Below are 20,323 nucleotides of genomic sequence, written 5' to 3'. Positions count from 1 at the left end.
AGCAGTTTCACATCACCGGCAGACGGCAGCTTTACAAAAATGCCTTGCGTGATTTGAAATCCGTGTTCTTGTAATACATATCCGCTACCAGCAGATTCGGTCCACAGCAGGCTGCCGCATCACAGTGACAGTTGACCTGCTGATTCAGCGGATGATTGTTGCTCCATTCGCCAAACACATCATCCAGCTTGCGATCATGGATATTGCCAAAGGCAGGAATGGCCGCAAAATCCGTGACAAATACGTCGCCGGTAAACATGTTCACATTAACCCGGTTGCGTCCGTCCGGATCATTGCGCACTGTTACATTGCGTTCACGGTACAGGCGGGAGACGAGCTCACGATCGGCAGTCTCCGGATTGCAGCTGAAGAATGGCAGTGTGCCAAACAGCATCCACATCTCCTGATCCCGGTGATCCAGCAGATCATGGATCGCTGCACGGAAGTCTTCCAGGGACAGTACAGGCAGGCTTGCGGCAAAATCAGCCGCGTACATCGGATGCACTTCATGACGCTTGCAGCCCATTTCACCGATAATACGATGAATCTCCGGGAGCTTGCGATGAGTGCGGTAATTAATCATCGATTCTGCGGAAATAAACATTCCCGCTTCGCTCAAACGGCGGGTGTTTTCCATCATTTTGTCATACATGCGCACAGCAGCCTCGCGCGGAACCGGATGCCCGCTGTTGGCAAATCCCACTTCATGGAAATCATCGGGTGACGTGTAGTTAAACGAAATATGCATTACATCCAGATACGGCAGCAGCTTCTCGTAGCGGCCGATATCCAGCGTCAGATTGGAGTTGATCTGTGAACGGATTCCACGCTCACGCGCATATCGAAGCAAAGGTACAATGACTTCATCCACAGTCTGCTTGCGGAATGTAGGCTCTCCTCCGGTAATGCTGATCGTCTGGAGATTCTCTACTTCATCCAGCCGCTTGAGCATCAGCGGCAGCGGAATCATGTCCGGCTCACGCATCACCAGGGAATCGCCTACCGCACAATGTTCACAGCGCATATTGCACAGATTGGTGACGGTCATCTCTACGCTGGTGAGCGTATGTTTGCCATACTGGCGAAGCGACAGCAGCGGGTCCCACGGGTCATAACTCGGGGATAATTCTTTCAGCGGCCATTCACTTCTGTGTATTACTGTCATTTGTTCTTCACCTTATCTCATGTATTAACCCTGAATCGGTATCATCATAACGCTGCCGTACAGGCAGGCTCTAATTGTCGATACAAGATCCTGTTTATCATACCATAAACCAGCGCGGTCCGGCACAGGACTGCACTGCTCCCGGCGTCTGCAGTTCACTGCGCAGCAGGTCCCGGATAAATTCCGACAGCATATAAGTGACGCCCGCACTCTCACTGAGCGATTCATAGCCGATCCGGAAAGTAAACATATCGAGCGAGCCGACACTGTATTCCCGATCATCCTGCAGCGGATCTCCATGGAGCTCCAGAGCTGTGATGCGCTGGTATGCCGGTCTGGACAGGTCACAGGTGATTCGGAGTCCGTCCACGCAGAGACAGCCCAGAATCTTACCGCGGAAGCCATAGCCCATAATGGCCTTGTGCGTAAATTCGGACAGCAGCGACTGTTCCAGCGCCCGCCGGATACTGCTGCCCCGCAGCAGTGTGATGCACGGATTGATCGGAGACGGGCACAGACGATGCAAGAGCGACTCTGTAATCTCGCCGGCAGGCAGTTCATCCAGCAGCTGTCCGGCATTAACGATTGATAGCTCGGCCCCTGTATAACGTCGTACCGCCTGAGCGAGCAGATTGCCCAGAGGAGACTCGTGCTCATAATCAATTTCCAGCGGAGCTTCCAGCATCGCTACCGTACGACTCATCCGTTCCTCTGCACGCTGGCGATGCAGCACAATAGCCGCCTCTACCGTCTCCTCGCGTGGCATATTCTCCGTGATGGTGATGAGGCCGCCGTCCAGCAGATGGGCACGTCCGCCGAGTGTATCCTTTTGCCAGGTCATCTGTCCCATGTACTGGCCGAACTTGCCGGCTGCGCCGAGCACCGTAGAGCCTACCCAGAGCGGGCGATCCAGTACATGATGACTATGACCGCCCAGAATGACATCGATATCCGGCAGCTGCTCGGCCAGCCGCTGATCCGCCGACAATCCCAGATGGGACAGCATCACGAGCAGATCGACTTCGCCACGCAGCTGCTGTACCAAAGGACGCAGACTGGCCGCAGGATCACTCACATCCCAGCCCAGCAGATCATAAAAGTCTCCATAGGGCGCTGTGGCACCGATCAGGCCAATTTTCCAGCTGCCTTTCTCAATAATCTGATGCGTCTTCATCCATACCGGCGGGATACCGGTCCCATGTTCGATCACATTGCTGCATACGACCGGGCAGATAATACCTGCATAGGTCTGATTGAGTATCGACGAAGTGTACGTAAGTCCTTCATTGTTGCCAATTGTCACTGCATCATACCCGGTCATATTGATAATATCGATATTGGCCCCACCTTCCGAGCCTTCGGTCTCCAGGGCCATCCGGTCCATATGATCGCCGATATCAACGAGCAGCACATGATCGCGTCCCAGTCTGTCGGTATAATCGCCGGCTATCGCGGCGAGAATGCCCATATTTTCGAAATGGCTGTGAATATCATTGGTATGCAGTATGGTCAGTACGTCGTTGGATGCTTCTGTATTCATGTTCGTCTTCCTCCTCTTGTGTCTTCGTAAGCTGTACGATGTATTGCTTTAACAAACCGTTTGGATTTTGCTTGAATACTGGTATATTAAAAGGATGAAGACAGGAGACCTTCCGGCTGTCACAGCGGCGGGTCCCATGTGTCTGTATCGTCCATGATGATCAAGCAGTTTGTGTTTACTTGCCTGTACCAGACTTTAATAATACCTATATGGAGGGCTTATTTTATGCAGTATACCATTAAATTATTTGCCGGGCTTGCCGAAAAAATCGGTGAATCCCAGATTACTGTAGAGGTGCCGCCAGCATCGGATACCGATACCACGCAGGGCAGCACCTCTGTCACTGTACAGCAGCTTAAGGATATTTTATCTACACTATACCCGGATGCGGAAAATTTCATTCGTCATTCGTTCGCAGCTGTTAATCAGGAGTACGCAACTGTCGATACTATTATTAAGGAAAGCGATGAACTGGCTCTGATCCCTCCCGTGTCCGGAGGTTCCGGACCGACTACATCCGAACAGACCCCCGATGGTCTCTACGTTATCACCAGTGATCCTCTCTCGGCAGAAGAAGTTATTGCCAAAGTGACCGATAACAATCATGGAGCAACGATAGCCTTTATCGGTACCACCCGCGAAATGACCGGTGAGATGCAGACCGTATATCTGGAGTATGAGGCCTATATTCCCATGGCACTATCACAGCTTCAAAGGATTGGCAGCCACATCTCTGTCACCTGGCCCGGTGCACGCTGCGCCATCAGCCATCGAATCGGCAGCGTAGGTATCGCAGAGACCAGCGTAATTATCGCTGTCTCGTCCGCTCATCGTGATGATGCCTATGCGGCAAGCCGATTTGCTATTGAACGGCTCAAAGAAACCGTACCGATCTGGAAAAAGGAAGTTTGGGCAGACGGATCGGAATGGAAAGGCGTACAGACGGGTCCTTGGAACCCCATTCAACCTAAATCCTGAGCTAAATTACCTATATTAGGATTGTTGAGAAGTTTTTTTCCTGTTATGATAAATTTAAATTTTTAGATTATGGAGGTGCCCATATTGAGAGTGCATGTTACAGATTTGAAGCCGGGGGACACGCTTTCCAGTGATACGTTCAATACATTCGGTATTCATATGATGCAAAAGGGCCACATTCTCCAACCCGATGATATTAGCAAGCTGCTTAAGCATGGTCTGGATTATGTAGATATTGAAGAAACTGTAATTGCCCACAATAACGAAACCCATCATTCCCTGACGGAAGCCAAAGTGCAGTTCGATACCGCACTGGTAGGATTTCAGAACCTGTTCCTAAATGCTGCTTCCCGCGGCGAATTTGACGGAAGTCAGGTGGATGCGGTACTGGAACCGCTGATGGATGAACTTCATACACAAAAGGATGTTGTCTCCGTCCTGTTTGTGTTGAATGATACGAACAACTATACGTACACCCACTCCCTTCAAGTCGGCATGCTATCTTATTACCTGGCCATCTGGATGGGATATACCGAGGAAGAAGCCTATGCAGCGGGTCGGGCCGGATACCTGCATGATGTCGGCAAAGCCAAAGTACCATCCGAGATTCTCAACAAACCGGGCAAGCTGACACCTGAAGAATACGAGATTATGAAAAAACATGCCCAGTACGGTTATGACATCATTATGGAATCGACCGGGGATGAATTGAGCGCGATCGTCGCCCTGCAGCACCATGAACGGGCAGATGGAAAAGGTTATCCAAACGGCCTTACGCTCGATCAGATTCATCCGTACGCACGGATTACAGCAGTCGCTGATATATACAGTGCGATGACGACCCACCGGGTCTATCAGTCCAAGCAGGAGCTGCTGCGTGTGCTCAAAGAAATTCACCGTATGAGCTTTGGACAGCTGTATGCCGAGGCCGCCCATACCTTTATTCGCAACATGCTGCCCAATATGATCGGCAAAAAGGTACGTCTTAATTCCGGTGAGACCGGCAGAATCATCATGACCAATCCGACAGACTATTTCCGCCCGCTGATTGAGACGAACCACGGGTTCAAGGATCTGTCCATTCAGTCTACACTGGAGATTGAAGAAATCTTTATTTGATCCTGACAGGATAGCCGTAAATTATCAGCTATTTTTCGATATGGGCTTTTGTGCGAATCGATGAGAAGTGGAATGAATTTATCTATTTTGGTGAACATATGGTATTGCAAAAAGCTGGCTTCTCTGCGGAAGAGGGCCAGCTTTTTTGCGTTTATATTTATAAGGGACATTCTTGAGTTCCCGAACTGAACAGATGCTTTTGAATCTGCTTTTAGGCAGAACAGCTATGCAGATTCATTGGCTGCACCGGGTCAGTTCAGTGAAATATGGTAATCTTTTTTCAGATAGGCATGGATACTGCGGAAATCATCCTCGGTCAGCTCACGGAGCCGCTTTCCGTCTTTCTCGTGGCCAAGGATAATGCCCATTACCTCGGCTGCAAGTGCAGTCGTCGGTGTGATTCTGGCGCTGCCGTAGGCTTTGATGGATGCTCCGATATTTTTGCCGGCGACCAATACATTATCGTAATTTTTCAATTCAAAGGAACGCAGCGGAATACCGTACGCATCCGGCTTGCCGTAGCCCTTGCCGGTTGGTACTTCTCTCGTTCCCTGGATATCCATCGGGTAGCCGCCGATGCTGACATTGTCCCAGAACATCCTGCTGCTGTTCAGATCTTCCGCCTGCAGCACATAATCCGTCTCATAACGGTTGTAGTCGCGGATATATAGGTATTCCGGATAACCGTTCAGCTCGGCATTCCGGTAGCCCGGAATATTCTCACGCAGGAACTCCAGCACATGCGGCGCTTCGGCTTTGCCTTTGGCGATAGCAGTGCGTACGGATTCGGGGTCTGCCGGATCGACATCATAGATCAGCAGCGCATTGATAATAACCTCCCCATCCTTCTGGTAGGTCGAATTGATACCGCGCAGCTTGAGCTGGGAATCGCTGATCTTGAATGTATCCGTCACCTTGCTGTATCCGGTGCCAAAGTCATAATCGACATACGTGTTGGGACCGTATTTGGCTTCCAGATTGGACAGCGGGTAATCCCGCAACGTTGCACTGTGCAGAGCGAGCCAGTCCACATTTTTGAACTTCAGCATATAGGTGGCAGCCATATACTCTGGCTTGTCACCACCTCCAAAGATGGATTCTACTCCCGGAATCCGGGTAACCCCCAACTGGGAGGATAGCGCGGCATAATCGGTATTTTCCACGAAATAGTTGGCGTCCACTGTATGCTCGGTGCCGTCCTTTTCCGTGTAGGTCAGACTGGCGATGGACTGCCTGTTACTTACTTCCGCCTGCTGGATATGCTTGATGGTGATGCCGCTTTTGAGCGGAATGCCTTCGATCAAACGGTTATAGTATTGGATAAAATCGGACTCCTTGCGAATCTCGCCGCTGTTGTAGGCATTGTAAAGCTTTTTCATCTCGCCCTGGACGAGGCTGATCTTTTTGTTGTTATTCGGTTCATCCAGTACTAGCATCTGTCCTTGAATCAGCTGACCGCCAGGCTTGTCACGGGGATCGATAATCAGTACATTCAATCCTTCATCATGAGCAGCCTTGGCCATCAGAATACCTTCGATCTCACTGCCGACGAGCACCAGATCATAATGTTCATCGACCACCGGAGCGGGGATGTCTCCCATCTGACCGCTGCTGTCCGCTGCTGCGCCACTGCCGCTCTGTGCTGGATTGTTCGCTCCTGCCTGATTGCTGCCCTTGCCGGATACTGCCGTGGATTGTGCAGCATTCTGGACAGCCTGATGCTGCATATACCAGACCGCTCCCGCTACTACGATGACCAGCGCTATAATGGCGGTCAGGATCGGAATACGACTGGATCGACGTTTTCTTCTGCTGTGTGTCTCACTTCTTCTGCTTTTCAATGTGCCGTTAACCACCTTGCTTGTAAATTGTCTGTAACTGACTGGTATAGGGAATGCATATGTACTAAAATAGATAGTTCAGGGAACTTCTGTTACTGTCTGTAAGGCAGTACATTTCGTCCGGGCAGATGAGCCGGATAGCCGCAGGTTATACCAGTGAAGCTGTAAAATTTCCGGGAGAGGTTATCCTGTCCCTATCAAAGGGTACAGGTCGACACCTGTCTTCGTCAACAACGGTTTTGTAACGATTCGAATAGATACCGGGTTACCGACTCCGAAAGGATGAACAAAAGAATGGATTTTGTAACAATTGACTTTGAGACCGCCAACTCCAGCCGTGCTAGTGCCTGCTCGATCGGGGTCGTGGAAATCATCGGCGGCGTAATCACGGCCGAACGCTCCTGGCTGATCAACCCGCAGCAGCATTTTGATGCCATGAATATTAGCATTCATAACATTACCCCCTCCATGGTACAGGATGCACCGACCTTTGGCGAACTGTGGCCGGAGCTGCTGCCTTATTTGGAAAATAAACATGTGGTCGCCCACAATGCGGCCTTTGATATGAGTGTACTGCGTCACAGTCTGGATGCCGCCAGTGCCGGTTATCCGGCATTTCAGTATTACTGTACCTATCTGCTCAGCAAAAAGATACTGAACGAGCTGCCTTCCCACCGGCTGAACAATCTGGCAGCCTATTTTGGCATTGAGCTGAACCATCACGATGCACTGGAAGATGCCCGTGCCGCTGCCCTTGTACTGCTCCAGCTGATGGAACGCAAGCAGCAGTTCACCCCCGCAGAACTGTCCGCCGCTTTTGGCTATAAGCCCGGTACCCTTTATTCTGGCGGATATACCGCTTTCTCCGCAGCCGCTTCCAAAACGAAAAAGCCAGGCAGCTGGAAAAAGAGCAGCTTGGGCCGTTACAGCTGAATAAGCCACCGAACAGCAGCACTGTAATAAAGATGATTCGTCTCCTGTCTGACCCTTAACTGTCAGGGATTCATCATTTACACACACCGACCCGCGAAATGAGCGGGTCTTTTTCTTTTCCATATTATCCATTCATTTTCAATTTTCTATTTACATATTGGTTTATTCTGTCGAAAGAATTATATACGGATATAAGTTAAACCTACATTCAGACTAAGGGAGAGACCAATGAAAAAGAAAACAAGACTTACTTTTTTTGCTAAAAATATCATTCTGATGTCGATTGGTATCTTGTTGGTCGGTGTTATGCTTACTATTTTCAATGTCATTGCTCAGGAACGGATGGCTTTGAATGATCTGCACAAACAGTATATTGGTGTGTCGGCTTACATGAGAGAGCAGATCGGAACACCGCTTATTCTAAAAGCTGCCGAAAATCCTGTTGCAGGCAGCACTATTGATAAGGAAATGACTGCCCTGCTTGATGAAATCTCAAAGACGAATCCGAATATAGCACAGGCCTATGTATTTAGCGCGGCCATCGTAAATAATCAACAGACAGTTATCGCCTCTCCTACCCATCTGTCCGAAGCGGGTATGGGGACGGGAACCCTGTACGAGAACCCTCCGATTATGTATGCCGCCATGCAGCAGGTCGCCGATAGCGGCGAACCGATGGGTACCGATGTGTACACCGATATATATGGAAGCTGGTCCAGCGTTCTGCAGCCGATCAAGGATAACTCCGGTAAAGTCATTGCCGTACTGGGTCTGGATATCAGTGCCGCTGATATTGAAAATAATTCAGCTACCGTACTGCGCACCTCCCTGCTTATTTTGATATGTTGTGTCGTTGTTGTCCTGCTTATTCAATTTTTCGTTATGCGGCGCATGATGCAGCCGGTCCGGGATCTGTTTGCCGCCATCAAACAGATGAGTACAGGAGATCTGAATGTGCAGCTCCGTGCAGACCGCACAGATGATTTTGGCGAACTGAACCGTAATTTTGCCGAGATGGCCGATGAACTCAAAAATGTCATCGCTGGAGTGCAGCGCAAAGCCCAGCAGGCTGCCGAAGCTTCCTCTTCGCTCACCAGCAATGTTGAACAAAACGTTCGTATGCAAGAAGAAGTACTGCATACCGCTGAACAGGTTAGTCGTGGCGCCCAGAATCAGGAGCAGGCAGCGGCCGAAACGGCAAGAGTAATGGATGAGATGTCCAGAGCCATTCAGGAAATTGCCCAGACCGCTTATCAAGTGTCCGAAGCTGCTGCCGAGATGAAAAATAAAGCAGGCGGTGGCGGCAGCACTATCAACCAGATCGGCACCCAGATGACCGCTATCAGTGCGGCAGTAGATCGTTCGGCGACATGTATCCGGCAGCTGCAGCAGCGCTCCCGTGAAGTGGAAGGTATGGCCGAATTGATTTCGGGTATTGCTTCCCAGACCAACCTGCTGGCATTGAATGCCGCCATTGAAGCGGCTCGTGCCGGTGAACAAGGCAGAGGATTTGCGGTCGTGGCTGAAGAAGTGCGCAAGCTGGCCGATCAGTCAGCCCAGTCAGCCGGTCAAATCTCCGGAACGCTGGGACTGATGAGAAAGGATACCGATGAAGCCGTATCCCTGATGGAAGATGGTATCCGTGAAGTGGAAGCCGGCATCAAGCTCTCACAGCAGACGGGTGAAGCTTTCCAGCAAATCGAAACAGCGATCAGTGATGTATCTTCCCAGACCGAAGATATGTCGGCTGTGACCGAGCAAATGTCTGCCAGCTCCGAAGAAGTCTCTTCTTCTGTATCCGAACTGGCCGAGATTGCAGGCGTCTCCAGAAAAGGCGCCACGGAAGTAACCGAGACATCCCATCGACAACGTGAAGCCCTCGGCGGCATATCCGCTTCTTCCGAAGACCTGCGGATTATGGCAGAAGAATTAAATGAATTAATTGCCAAATTCAAAATCTGATTAGAAAATCGGATTAGAACGTTCTTCCCTGCATTCATAGCACCAATTAGCAAATCCAAACACAGCAACCCCGTACCTGGCCACCATGGCAGCAAAGTACGGGGTTGTTTGGTCATGTGCTTATGTTAGTTATTTGTTCTGTTAACTGTCAGCTGTTCAATGGTCAGCTGCAGACAGATCTTTGACCATAATAAAATCGGTCTGTTCCTCATCTCCCATATAAAAGGAATGCGCCCCTGTCTGCACAAATCCCTGCCGCAGGTAAAAGGCAATTGCATTTTCATTTTTCTCCCATACGCCCAGCCAGACTGTAGGCTTGCCATTCTGTACTGCAATATCTATCGCTTTATCGAACAGATATTTGCCAATCCCCTGCTTCTGAAAAGAACTTCGTACATAGATTCGCTCGATCTCCAGTGCCTCATCCCCCATCTGCTCGGATTGGGCATCGCCGGTGTTCACTTTGAGGTAACCGGCAAGATTATCCCCCACATATACAAAAAAGAACTGTGACAGCGCATTGGACAGCTCCTGCTGTACCTGATTCAGATCAAAGGCTTTCTCCAGATAGGCATTCATATTTTCGGGTGAATTCTGATCCCGGAATGTCTCGTCAAATGTCTCATAACCGATCTGCTGCAGCTGCTGTGCGTCTTCCACTGTACATTTTCTGATACTGATATTCATGTTACCTTTTACACTCCTCTGGCTTGTTGAATAACTGACGCATTAATAGTTTCGTTTATGGCCTTTTTTGACAGACTCCCAGTCTTTCTCCACGTTGTGTCTGACTTTTCGGAGAAGTTCATGAATCATCTCGGTTTCCTCTTCGGACAAACCCTCCAGAGCTACAGAATTGGAATAGTCATTTTCCCGCTTGATAAAAGGATAGACCTGCTCTCCTTTGGCGGTGGGGAACAGCTTTTTGACCTTTTTGTTATGCAGATCTTCTCTTTTCTCGATAAAGCCGCTGGTCTCCAGCTTCTGGATCGCTCGCGAAGCGGTCGTCCGATCCACCTTGATCATCTCGGCCAGCTTTTCCTGAATAATGCCTGGCTGCTCGCAGATCCGCACGAGATACAGATATTGCCCTTTGGTCAAGTCGTATTCCTTGAATTCGATATTACTGATCGAATCCAGCGCTCGCGCGATCATGCCGATTTCCCGTAGAATCTCTCTCATCCTGTACTCCTTTATCCATCGTTCATACAATATTTTATTGCAAATACAACAAAAATAAGATAGTTTAAATCTAACTCATTTATGTTGCATTTGCAATAAAAATTGATGAATGACAAAGCAAATTAATGATAAAGGAGCAGATTGCTTTGAAATATATATTTTATGTACTCGGAATAGGGATACTCGCGCTGGGCATCTCCCTGATGATCCAGTCGAAAATTGGCACATCGCCATTTGATGCGCTGCTGGTAGGGTTGTCTGTACGTGTAGGACTAACGGTAGGCAGCTGGGAGATCATCATCGCGCTGATGCTGATTGGCCTGAATGCCGTTGTTCAGAGACAAAAACCCGAATGGCTAGGCATGATCACTGCACTGCTGACCGGTGCAGGTATAGATATGTGGCTGATGATCCTGCAGCATGGACTGACGCCTGAATTATGGTACAGCCGTTGGCTCTGTTTTGGCATGGGGCTGGTTACTACCGGGTTGGGAACGGCTGTGTATTTGTATACCAACTTTGCAGCGATCCCGATTGACCGGTTGTCACTGGTGCTGCAGCAGCTGCTTCGGACAAATATGCTAGTGGCGAGGACGGTGGTGTATATGGTGTTTCTGATAATGGGATTGATGCTGGGTGGTCCGATTGGTGTAGGGACGGTGCTGACCGTAGGCTTGGGAGGGGTGGTTTTGCAGTATTTTATGCCGGTGGTAGGGAATTTATTGGATCGGGTGTTATGAGGAGGATAAGAAGAGAATAAAAACAGCATTTGAAGTACATGTACTTACCTACAGGTGCTGCCTAAGCTGACAACTTAAAAAAGAAGAGGAAATGGCTATGCTTCGTGAGTCTTATATTTAGTACGTATGCCTGTATACTTTCTCAATACAATAAAACTGAAATTTTCTCTTACACATAAGTTACATATACTTCCATTAAATATATTTATTTGATATAGTATTTCCAATCTAACGAAAGAGGTGTTACATATGAAAAAGTATTTAGCCGTTTTAGGTCTGACCGCTATCTTGGCATTATCCGTCTCTGCTGTTACTTCTGCCGCAACACCGCCTAAGTGTCCTCCATATAACCAAGGTTGCGCACTACCTTGGTAATAACTCGGCTGGCTGATTTCGATCAGTCAGCTTTTATTTTGCTTCATAGAGCTAAATAGGATTATAGGCATTTTTGTTTTAAGTTTGTAGTCTATCTCATTCGAATTTTTCATATAATGTATTTATCATTACATATCCAGAGAATTATATTGGAGTTTATGTATCAAATACTGATGATCTACATTGCAAAGAATTATTCATTAGCAATATTGAACTTGAATTCTTAGAATAGGACTTTGCCGGTCATTACCTTTTATTACAACAAAAAAGAAGACGAACTTAAAAGTTCGCCTTCTACATGAATCAACAATATTAAAATGGCATAAAACCGGTACGAACTTCCACATTCTTAACCGAAAAGTAACAATTCCCCTTTTAACGGCAAGGTTTGAAAAGTTTTAGCCGATACTGCCTTCCATCTCGAACTTGATCAATCTATTCATCTCAACTGCATACTCCATCGGCAGTTCTTTCGTAAATGGCTCGATAAAGCCCATTACGATCATCTGAGTCGCTTCGTCTTCAGTCAGACCGCGGCTCATCAGGTAGAACAGCTGATCTTCGGATACTTTGGATACCGTTGCTTCGTGCTCAAGCGTAATGTTATCATTCTTGATCTCGTTGTACGGAATGGTATCAGAAGTGGACTCGTTGTCCAGGATCAGCGTATCGCACTTGATGTTGGACTTGGAACCTTCGGAGTTGCGTCCAAATGATGCCAGACCACGGTACGTTACTTTACCGCCATGTTTACTGATCGATTTGGATACGATTGTAGACGTAGTATCTGGAGCCAGGTGAATCATTTTCGCGCCTGCATCCTGCAGCTGGCCTTTACCGGCTACAGCGATCGACAGTACGGAACCTTTGGCACCGCGACCTTTCAGTACAACAGCCGGGTATTTCATAGTCAGTTTGGAACCGATGTTACCATCGACCCATTCCATAGTCGCGTTCTCTTCTGCAACTGCACGTTTGGTAACGAGGTTGTAGATGTTTGGCGCCCAGTTCTGGATCGTTGTATAACGCACACGAGCATCCTTCTTACAGATGATCTCAACTACCGCACTGTGCAGGGAGTTGGTGCTGTAGATCGGGGCTGTACAGCCTTCTACATAGTGTACAAAGCTGCCTTCGTCCGCGATGATCAGCGTACGCTCGAACTGACCCATGTTCTCGGAGTTAATGCGGAAGTACGCCTGCAGAGGCACGTCGCATTGTACGCCTGGCGGCACATAGATGAAGCTTCCGCCGGACCATACGGCACTGTTCAGTGCTGCGAATTTGTTGTCTGTCGGTGGAATAACCGTAGAGAAGTATTCTTTCAGGATCTCCGGATGCTCGCGCAGTGCAGTATCCGTATCCATGAAAATTACGCCCTGGTCTTCCAGTTCTTTTTGCATGCTGTGGTATACAACTTCAGATTCGTACTGAGCGGATACACCAGCCAGGAATTTTTGTTCTGCTTCCGGGATACCGAGTTTGTCAAAGGTTTCCTTGATCTCTGTCGGTACTTCTTCCCATGTTTTACCTTGTCCTTCGGATGGCTTTACATAGTACTGGATATCGTTGAAGTCCAGTCCACTCAGATCGCCGCCCCATTCAGGCATAGGCATTTTCTCGAATTGTTCCAGTGATTTGAGACGGAAATCCAGCATCCATTGCGGCTCGTTCTTCATGCGGGAAATCTCCATTACGATTTCCTTGTTCAGACCTTTACCGGACTGGAAAATGGATTTGTGCTCATCGCGGAAACCATATTTATATTCTTCCATTTCTGGTGCTTTTTTAGCCATTGTTGTAGCCTCCCTATCTTAATTGTTCAAGCTGTCTTCGCCGATTCCTTTGCGCAGGGCATTCCAGGCCAGAGTGGCACACTTAATGCGAGCAGGGAATTTATTGACTCCGGATAGGGCTTCGATCTCTTCGTATTCTGCAAATTCCACTTCTTCGCCTTTCATGAGGGCGGAGAAACGGTCTGCCAGCTCAAGTGCTTCTTCATACGTCTTGCCTTTAATCGCTTCCGTCATCATGGAGGCGGATGACATACTGATTGAACAGCCATCTCCCGAGAATTTGGCGTCCACTACCTTGTTGTCTTCCACCTGAAGCTGCAGGGTTATGCGGTCACCACAGGTCGGGTTATTCAGTTCAACCGTCATCGCTCCATCTTCAAATGTACCGCGGTTGCGTTGATTTTTGTAGTGATCCATAATCACGCGGCGGTAAAGATCATCAAGTTGCATCGCCAAAGTACTCCTTTGTCTGAACCAACGCTTCAATGAGTCTATCCACGTCTTGTTCATTATTATACAGGTAAAAGCTTGCGCGTGCCGTAGAACTTGCTTCCAGCCATCTCATTAATGGCTGACAGCAGTGATGTCCGGCACGAATGGCTACCCCGTAAGTGTCCAGGACCGTCGCCAGATCGTGAGGATGTACACCTTCGAGGTTGAAAGTAACAATACCCACTTTACGCTTGGCTGGACCATATATTTTAATACCCTCAATCTTGGACATACGCTCCATTGCATAATTGGCCAGATGGGCTTCATGCTCTTCAATCTTGTCCATACCGATCTCGGACAGGAAATCGATCGCTGCGCCCAGACCTACCGCACCGGAAATGATCGGCGTACCGCCTTCAAATTTCCAGGGAGCATCTTTCCAGTCGGATTCATACAGTCCTACGTCATTGATCATCTCGCCGCCGAATTCGATCGGTTCCATCTGTGCCAGCAGCTTGCGCTTGCCGTACAAGGCACCGAATCCGGTCGGTCCGCACATTTTATGACTGGATAATGCGTAGAAGTCGCAATCCAGATCCTGCATATCCACTTTCATATGCGGTGTGCTCTGTGCGCCGTCCACGACCATAATCGCACCGTGACGGTGGGCAATCTCGGCAATTTCCTTCACCGGATTGACCACACCGAGTACGTTGGATACATAGACGATCGAGACAATCTTGGTGTTATCGTTGATGACTTTTTCCACATCAGCCAGATCAATATTGCCATCCGGCTGCAGTGGGATATATTTCAGCGTCGCTCCTGTCCGCAGCGCGAGCTGCTGCCACGGAATCAGGTTGCTGTGGTGCTCCATCGGGGTAACGACGATCTCGTCTCCAGGCTGGAGACGCGGACCGCCATACGAGGAAGCGACCAGGTTGAGCGCTGTTGTTGTACCACGGGTAAACACAATCTCTTCACTGCGTTCAGCATTGATGAAACGGGCAATCTTCTCGCGTGCACCTTCATAAGCGTCGGTTGCACGTGTTCCCAGTGTATGCACACCACGGTGTACATTGGAATTATCCCATTCATAATAGTGACGCAATGCATCCAGAACGACACGCGGCTTCTGTGAAGTCGCCGCATTATCCAGATACACAAGCGGATGTCCGTTTACTTCCTGGTGTAAAATCGGAAACTGCTCGCGGATGAGCTCGTTCACTGTCCGACTTTCCTTTCCACCAGTTCCTGCAGACGAACACGCAGCTGTTCCAGTGGAATATCAGATACGACCGGAGCCAGGAAGCCATAAATAATCAGTCGTTCTGCCTGTGCACGAGAGATACCGCGTGACATCAGGTAATGAACCTGTTCAGGGTTAACCTGACCTACCGATGCCGCGTGGCCTGCCATAACATCATCTTCATCAATCAGCAGGATCGGGTTGGCGTCACCACGTGCTTTCGGGCTGAGCATCAGCACTTTCTCTGCCTGCTCACCGTTGGAACGGGTAGCGCCTTTCTCGATCTTGGTAATTCCGTTAATGATCGCATTGGCTTCTTCACGCATAACCGCACGGGTCGTCATCTGGCTGGTGGAGTCTTTGCCAAAGTGAACCGCTTTGGTCGTGTAGTTCAGACGCTGCGCGCCAGAGCCTACAGCGATAACTTTTGCATCTGAAGTGGAGCCGTTGCCTTTGAGAATCGTCGCCGTATCGGTTACGGTGTTGCCATCGTTCATTTCTCCGATAATCCATTCGATGGATGCATCGTTGCCGGTTACTGCACGACGGTAGCTCATATCCGTTACGTTCAGACCGAGCTGGTGAACCGTCGCATAACGAACTTTAGCTCCATCTTTGGCTACGATCTCGACGATACCGTTATGCACACGGCTCGCATCGCCAGTGGATACATAGTTGTCCACATAGGTTACAGAGCTGTTGGTGTCGGCAACTACAAGCACGCGCGGTGCAAATGTTGCTGCTGCATTTTCCGTTACAAATACAGCCTGCAGCGGGATGGATACTTCTACGTTTCTAGGAACATAGAGGAATGCTCCACCATTCCACAGTGCTGCACTCAGTGCAGTCAGCTGGTTTTCATCGTTTTTGACAACGGTGGACAGATGCGCCTGTACCAGGTCACCATGCTCACGTGCTGCTGTCTCCAGATCGGTGAAAATAACGCCCTGGGCTTTCAATTCATCCGACAGAACGGAGTAGATGACGCCGGAATCTTTTTGAACGAGCAGGTTCGCCGATTCTTCTTCGTTGACCAGCTGGCTTACCACTACAGGCAGTTCCTGCAGAGAAGCAACCGGACTTACAGGCTGATACGTACCATAGTCTGCAAGATTCCATTTATCGATTTTCGTTTTTTCCGGTTTGGGCAGTTCGAGCCGGGAAGCGAGTTCCAGAGCGCCCAGGCGGCTGTCCGTCAGCCAGGCCGGTTCGTTTTTTTGTTGGGATAGTGATTTGAGAGCTTCCGTATTGAGCGGAAGTATCGTCTGCAATGTCATTGTGTAGCTCCTCCTTCCGTACAGTAATTTACGCTTCTTGACCTACAGTTTCGTCAGTGATGCCGAGTTCTTCTTTAACCCAGTCATAGCCTTCTGCTTCCAGACGGGCTGCCAGTTCCGGACCGCCGGATTTCACAATACGGCCCTGCATCATAACGTGTACATGGTCAGGCGTGATGTAGTTCAGGAGACGCTGGTAGTGAGTAATGATCAGGAAACCACGATCTTCACTGCGCATTTTATTTACACCGTCTGCTACGATACGCAGAGCATCGATATCCAGACCGGAGTCGATTTCATCAAGAATAACGAGTTTTGGATCCAGCATCATCATTTGCAGGATTTCGTTACGTTTTTTCTCACCACCGGAGAAACCTTCGTTCAAGTAACGGTGAGCGAACTCAGGGTTCATTTCCAGTTCTTTCATGCTGCCTTCCATCTGGCGGATGAATTTGATCAGGGAAATTTCTTTACCTTCTTCACGGCGTGCGTTGATTGCACTGCGCAGGAAGTCGGAGTTGGTTACACCCGTGATTTCACTTGGATATTGCATAGCCAGGAACAGACCTGCGCGTGCGCGCTCGTCCACTTCCATCTCCAGTACATCTTCACCGTCAAGTGTTACAGTACCTTCGGTCACTTCATATTTGGGATGTCCCATCAGTGCGGATGCCAGCGTACTTTTACCGGTACCGTTAGGTCCCATGATCGCGTGGATTTCTCCGCCTTTCATCGACAGGTTAACACCTTTGAGGATTTCCTTGTTCTCGATTGTTGCTTTCAGACCTTCAATGACGAAATTTGTTGCCATAATAGTCGTCCCTCCAAATAAGTAAGTAAGCAGCCAAATAGATCAATTTTGATGTATCGTCTATCGGCATGCTTCATAAAAATGATCGTAATACCATGTTCACTTGTTAAATCATACCAGTAAAACGGTGTTGACCGCAAAAAAATATAAGCAACAAATTAGTAAGTTGCCTTCTTCTACAGCGGCTCTCCTCTTCCCGGCATCATGGCCAACAAGCTGCATATGATTGACTTTTCCTGCGGACATCAGGCTGATTTGCAACCTGATCTGCACACATTTATCTTAACAGGGAAAAACCCCTCATTGTCCGATAGCCAGATTTTTTGCTGTGCAAAAATCCTTTTCTACAGAACCACGCATATCAAATGCCCAGCATTCCATCCATTTAGATAAAGTCTAAGAATAAATCTTCCTTAGAACTATTCTAAACTGATTCTCAACGATTCTCAAGTATTTTATAATAATTTCAATATAGCCGCAATGAACTACAGATATCTTTCACCTTATCTTAACGTGAATATCAGGAACATGCCAGAGCAGCATGAGGTATTATGTGGGGAAAAGTGTGCGATGACTTTGTTGCTGCATGTGTTGGAAAAACTACGACGCTCCCGGGGAACCTCGCTGCACAATTGGATCGGTCTTCTGCCCTCCATTAAGAATCGGATATCCTGAATTTCCGCTACCGCGAGATATCCAATTCTTAAATGAGGCCGCTCCGCTGCTGAAGTCCGATTCCAATTGCTCCGCTAGGTGCAGATTGGTCATTTTACTTTTTATAGTAAAGAAATTTGCAAATCTGCAAGACAAATTCTCAAGTATTCATATTTATTGGGCATGATTAAATCTCTCAACCCAATTCAAGTTAATCCATCCCAAACCAATTATTCTTTACAAGCCTTTACTTCTTTAAGCTTTTAAATCTTTAATCTCTTCCAAATTGCCCCATCCCCCTGTGCGGAGGAAAATTGTTTGAGGGAGCACGGAGCGGAGGGGAGGGAATTGTCCGGCAGGCCGACATTTAAGAATGGATATTCCCGCTGTACCCATTTCAGAATATCCATTCTTAACCGGAGGACAGCCGGACAATCCCTTCCCGCAGCGGCCCCTGCCCCCTCAACCCTTCTTTCCCCCGCATCACCCCAACCCATAATAAAAAGCCTGACCGATCGCCTCAGTCAAGCTTTATGTGTTGGAATGTTCTGTTCCTGCAGCGATTGCAATACAACAGATCGCATTCTCTCAAACTCCGCAGCGTCCAGCACCGGCGTCAATTCGCTCGTCACCGAACCACTTGGTATGGATATCCACGATTTGCAGCCGATATACTGCTCCTCTATAGGGATGTCCACCGGTCGTTCAATTATATATACCCGCAGGATTAGCAGATGAAGCGGGTTTTTCTTTTTCCAGCGTAGGCGTTCTTCGGCAAAAGTATCGGTCCAGATATGCGTCTCCCGCAGCCGATTTAACTGCTCCTGATCATAGATTTCCAGATCATCCGTTACTTCGGCATACAGGCGTATGGTCGCAGTATTCTGCTCCGGCGACCAGTCTGCCATTGACTCGTCGACCAGATGCTGATATTCCGGCTTAAGCAGTTCCCGGCGCTGATGCTCATAGGTCGGATACAGATAAAAAGCATTTTCTTTCAACTCAAAATGGCGTGTTTCTTCCACAATGCCGCCTTTACGCATCAATAGAATCTGTCTGCCTTCTTCCAGTGCGCGAATAGCGGATGCCCATTCCTTGAGGGCAATCACCTTTTTGTTCATCAAATAGTCTCCTCCTCTATAAATCCAACACTTTGGTAAATGGCAGCCCGAATCAGTTCTTCGATTCTTTCGTCCGCAGAGAAGATCAATGCGACAGGAAGTTCGACAGCATGTATGCTGCCTGGATAGATAACAATATCCTGCATCTGCATTTCGAAGCGAAATCCATCTTCAAAAGAAATACCATCCCGATCCCGGTAACAATAGATTGCAGAAATGTCTTGGTCCTCTACAATAAAACGTCCGTTATCCAGATACATCTTTTGCAAGCCTCCTGTCGCCTATAGCTTTCCATTACCCTATCTTTCTTTATTATAAAAGAAATAAAGACAAATGACTGCATTCCGTTACAAATGAAAGCCACTATTTGCAGTTTATGCAAACAGTGGCTTGGATGTAGTATGCACTGGAGAATAATTTACAGCCTATCTACAGTATATTATGTTCCGCCAGCCAATGATCTGACCCCAGCCTAAGGATCAGCAGCAATTCATGTGCAGACCGGGGAATTCCAGACAGGCAATATCGATTACCAGCCACCGCCTGTTGGAATCCAACGGTCATAATAATCAAACGTCGTATTACCATACACTCTAACCGGTCCATCCGTTTCCTTGAGTCGGTAGGTAACACGATAGTCGCTCACATCTTCCGGAAACCTAGGATAATAGCCCATCTTATAATCATACTTACCGGATTTTGTAAAGGTTACAGAGTGCATGGGAACCCATTGTTTATAGTAACCATAAACTTCATAAGAAACAGTCAATTCACCCTGTCCTTGCATGACAAACGAGAAAGATACATCTGCCTGGTTATTCGTTGACCATTGTGCAGATGTATCCTGTCCGCCACCTCTGAGATTAAGGTATTCGACCCAGTTATGGTGCAAATCTTCCGGTGGTGGTTCGGTCTGAGGTGAGATCGAGGCTTTGACGCTTGCAGCTCCAAAAGGTAACATAACACTGAAGAACAAAGGTAAGAGGAGTATAAACGACATGCTTTTTAACCAGCCCTTTACTCTCATTTTCATTTCTCCTTTGTACTATTGTGAGATAAAAAATTCTTCCGCCAAATGATTACGCTTACATTTTTCTTTTGACTTGATCCTTGGCCCTTATTTACCTCCTTTCTTTGATACAAAAGCT

The 20,323-nt window shown here is 48.2% G+C and carries 18 protein-coding genes; 5 read left to right on the top strand and 13 right to left on the bottom strand.

The features are described 5' to 3' along the window. Positions 1–31: 31 nt before the first annotated feature. Together yfkAB and WH45_RS16715 are read right to left on the bottom strand one after the other, a co-directional pair. The gene (gene yfkAB / locus WH45_RS16720; RefSeq protein ID WP_046215557.1) at positions 32–1,165 is read right to left on the bottom strand and encodes a radical SAM/CxCxxxxC motif protein YfkAB; all 1,134 of its coding nucleotides are present in this window, start codon (positions 1,163–1,165) and stop codon (positions 32–34) included. Positions 1,166–1,262: 97 nt separating this feature from the next. Further along, positions 1,263–2,705 carry a bifunctional metallophosphatase/5'-nucleotidase gene (locus WH45_RS16715; RefSeq protein WP_046215556.1) on the bottom strand — a complete coding sequence of 481 codons (1,443 nt, stop codon included), beginning with the start codon at positions 2,703–2,705 and terminating at the stop codon, positions 1,263–1,265. A gap of 225 nt (positions 2,706–2,930) precedes the next feature. Between WH45_RS16715 and WH45_RS16710 the strand changes: the two genes are divergently transcribed. Further along, positions 2,931–3,683, top strand: a complete 753-nt coding sequence (locus tag WH45_RS16710) for a molybdenum cofactor biosynthesis protein (RefSeq protein WP_046215555.1) — start codon at positions 2,931–2,933, stop codon at positions 3,681–3,683. Between the two features lie 84 nt (positions 3,684–3,767). Continuing rightward, positions 3,768–4,802: an HD-GYP domain-containing protein gene (locus tag WH45_RS16705; protein WP_046215554.1), complete on the top strand. Its 1,035-nt coding sequence runs from the start codon at positions 3,768–3,770 to the stop codon at positions 4,800–4,802. A gap of 251 nt (positions 4,803–5,053) precedes the next feature. Here the strand turns inward: WH45_RS16705 and WH45_RS16700 are convergent, their stop codons facing one another. After that, positions 5,054–6,643, bottom strand: coding sequence for an FAD-dependent oxidoreductase (locus tag WH45_RS16700; RefSeq protein ID WP_324292940.1), 1,590 nt, complete (start codon positions 6,641–6,643; stop codon positions 5,054–5,056). A gap of 294 nt (positions 6,644–6,937) precedes the next feature. Between WH45_RS16700 and WH45_RS16695 the strand changes: the two genes are divergently transcribed. Further along, positions 6,938–7,576 carry a 3'-5' exonuclease gene (locus WH45_RS16695; RefSeq protein WP_046215553.1) on the top strand — a complete coding sequence of 213 codons (639 nt, stop codon included), beginning with the start codon at positions 6,938–6,940 and terminating at the stop codon, positions 7,574–7,576. A gap of 228 nt (positions 7,577–7,804) precedes the next feature. Beyond that, positions 7,805–9,538 (top strand): methyl-accepting chemotaxis protein, encoded by a 1,734-nt coding sequence (locus WH45_RS16690; protein WP_235338403.1) that lies wholly within the window; start codon positions 7,805–7,807, stop codon positions 9,536–9,538. 156 nt (positions 9,539–9,694) lie between these two features. Here the strand turns inward: WH45_RS16690 and WH45_RS16685 are convergent, their stop codons facing one another. Together WH45_RS16685 and WH45_RS16680 are read right to left on the bottom strand one after the other, a co-directional pair. Further along, a complete protein-coding gene (locus tag WH45_RS16685) occupies positions 9,695–10,225 on the bottom strand; it encodes a spermidine/spermine N(1)-acetyltransferase (protein WP_046215552.1) in 531 nt (176 codons plus the stop codon). A gap of 42 nt (positions 10,226–10,267) precedes the next feature. Then, on the bottom strand, positions 10,268–10,720 hold the full coding sequence (locus WH45_RS16680) for a MarR family winged helix-turn-helix transcriptional regulator (RefSeq protein WP_046215551.1): 453 nt from the start codon (positions 10,718–10,720) through the stop codon (positions 10,268–10,270). A gap of 146 nt (positions 10,721–10,866) precedes the next feature. On the opposite strand from WH45_RS16680, the gene WH45_RS16675 reads away from it, so the two are divergent. Beyond that, positions 10,867–11,460: a YczE/YyaS/YitT family protein gene (locus tag WH45_RS16675; protein ID WP_046215550.1), complete on the top strand. Its 594-nt coding sequence runs from the start codon at positions 10,867–10,869 to the stop codon at positions 11,458–11,460. Positions 11,461–12,233: 773 nt separating this feature from the next. On the opposite strand, the gene sufB is transcribed toward WH45_RS16675, so the two are convergent. From sufB to WH45_RS16635, 8 genes are all read right to left on the bottom strand, one after another. Further along, positions 12,234–13,631 carry a Fe-S cluster assembly protein SufB gene (gene sufB / locus WH45_RS16670; RefSeq protein ID WP_046215549.1) on the bottom strand — a complete coding sequence of 466 codons (1,398 nt, stop codon included), beginning with the start codon at positions 13,629–13,631 and terminating at the stop codon, positions 12,234–12,236. Positions 13,632–13,649: 18 nt separating this feature from the next. Continuing rightward, positions 13,650–14,081: a Fe-S cluster assembly sulfur transfer protein SufU gene (gene sufU, locus WH45_RS16665; protein WP_046215548.1), complete on the bottom strand. Its 432-nt coding sequence runs from the start codon at positions 14,079–14,081 to the stop codon at positions 13,650–13,652. Further along, complete coding sequence (locus tag WH45_RS16660) at positions 14,071–15,291, bottom strand: cysteine desulfurase (RefSeq protein WP_046215547.1); 1,221 nt, start codon at positions 15,289–15,291, stop codon at positions 14,071–14,073. The genes sufU and WH45_RS16660 overlap by 11 nt, the downstream gene beginning before the upstream one ends. Continuing rightward, the gene (gene sufD / locus WH45_RS16655; protein ID WP_046215546.1) at positions 15,288–16,589 is read right to left on the bottom strand and encodes a Fe-S cluster assembly protein SufD; all 1,302 of its coding nucleotides are present in this window, start codon (positions 16,587–16,589) and stop codon (positions 15,288–15,290) included. The genes WH45_RS16660 and sufD overlap by 4 nt, the downstream gene beginning before the upstream one ends. Before the next feature lie 28 nt (positions 16,590–16,617). Further along, positions 16,618–17,400, bottom strand: coding sequence for a Fe-S cluster assembly ATPase SufC (gene sufC / locus WH45_RS16650; protein ID WP_046215545.1), 783 nt, complete (start codon positions 17,398–17,400; stop codon positions 16,618–16,620). 1,178 nt (positions 17,401–18,578) lie between these two features. Then, complete coding sequence (locus WH45_RS16645) at positions 18,579–19,175, bottom strand: DUF1802 family protein (protein ID WP_046215544.1); 597 nt, start codon at positions 19,173–19,175, stop codon at positions 18,579–18,581. Then, a complete protein-coding gene (locus tag WH45_RS16640) occupies positions 19,175–19,435 on the bottom strand; it encodes a hypothetical protein (RefSeq protein WP_046215543.1) in 261 nt (86 codons plus the stop codon). Before WH45_RS16640 ends, WH45_RS16645 begins: the two co-directional genes overlap by 1 nt. Before the next feature lie 269 nt (positions 19,436–19,704). Next, the gene (locus WH45_RS16635; protein ID WP_046215542.1) at positions 19,705–20,202 is read right to left on the bottom strand and encodes a hypothetical protein; all 498 of its coding nucleotides are present in this window, start codon (positions 20,200–20,202) and stop codon (positions 19,705–19,707) included. Positions 20,203–20,323 lie beyond the last annotated feature (121 nt).

It is taken from the genome of Paenibacillus wulumuqiensis (assembly GCF_000971965.1).
GTDB classification, from domain to species: domain Bacteria; phylum Bacillota; class Bacilli; order Paenibacillales; family Paenibacillaceae; genus Saccharibacillus; species Saccharibacillus wulumuqiensis.
This window is presented reverse-complemented; position numbering and strand designations above follow the sequence as displayed.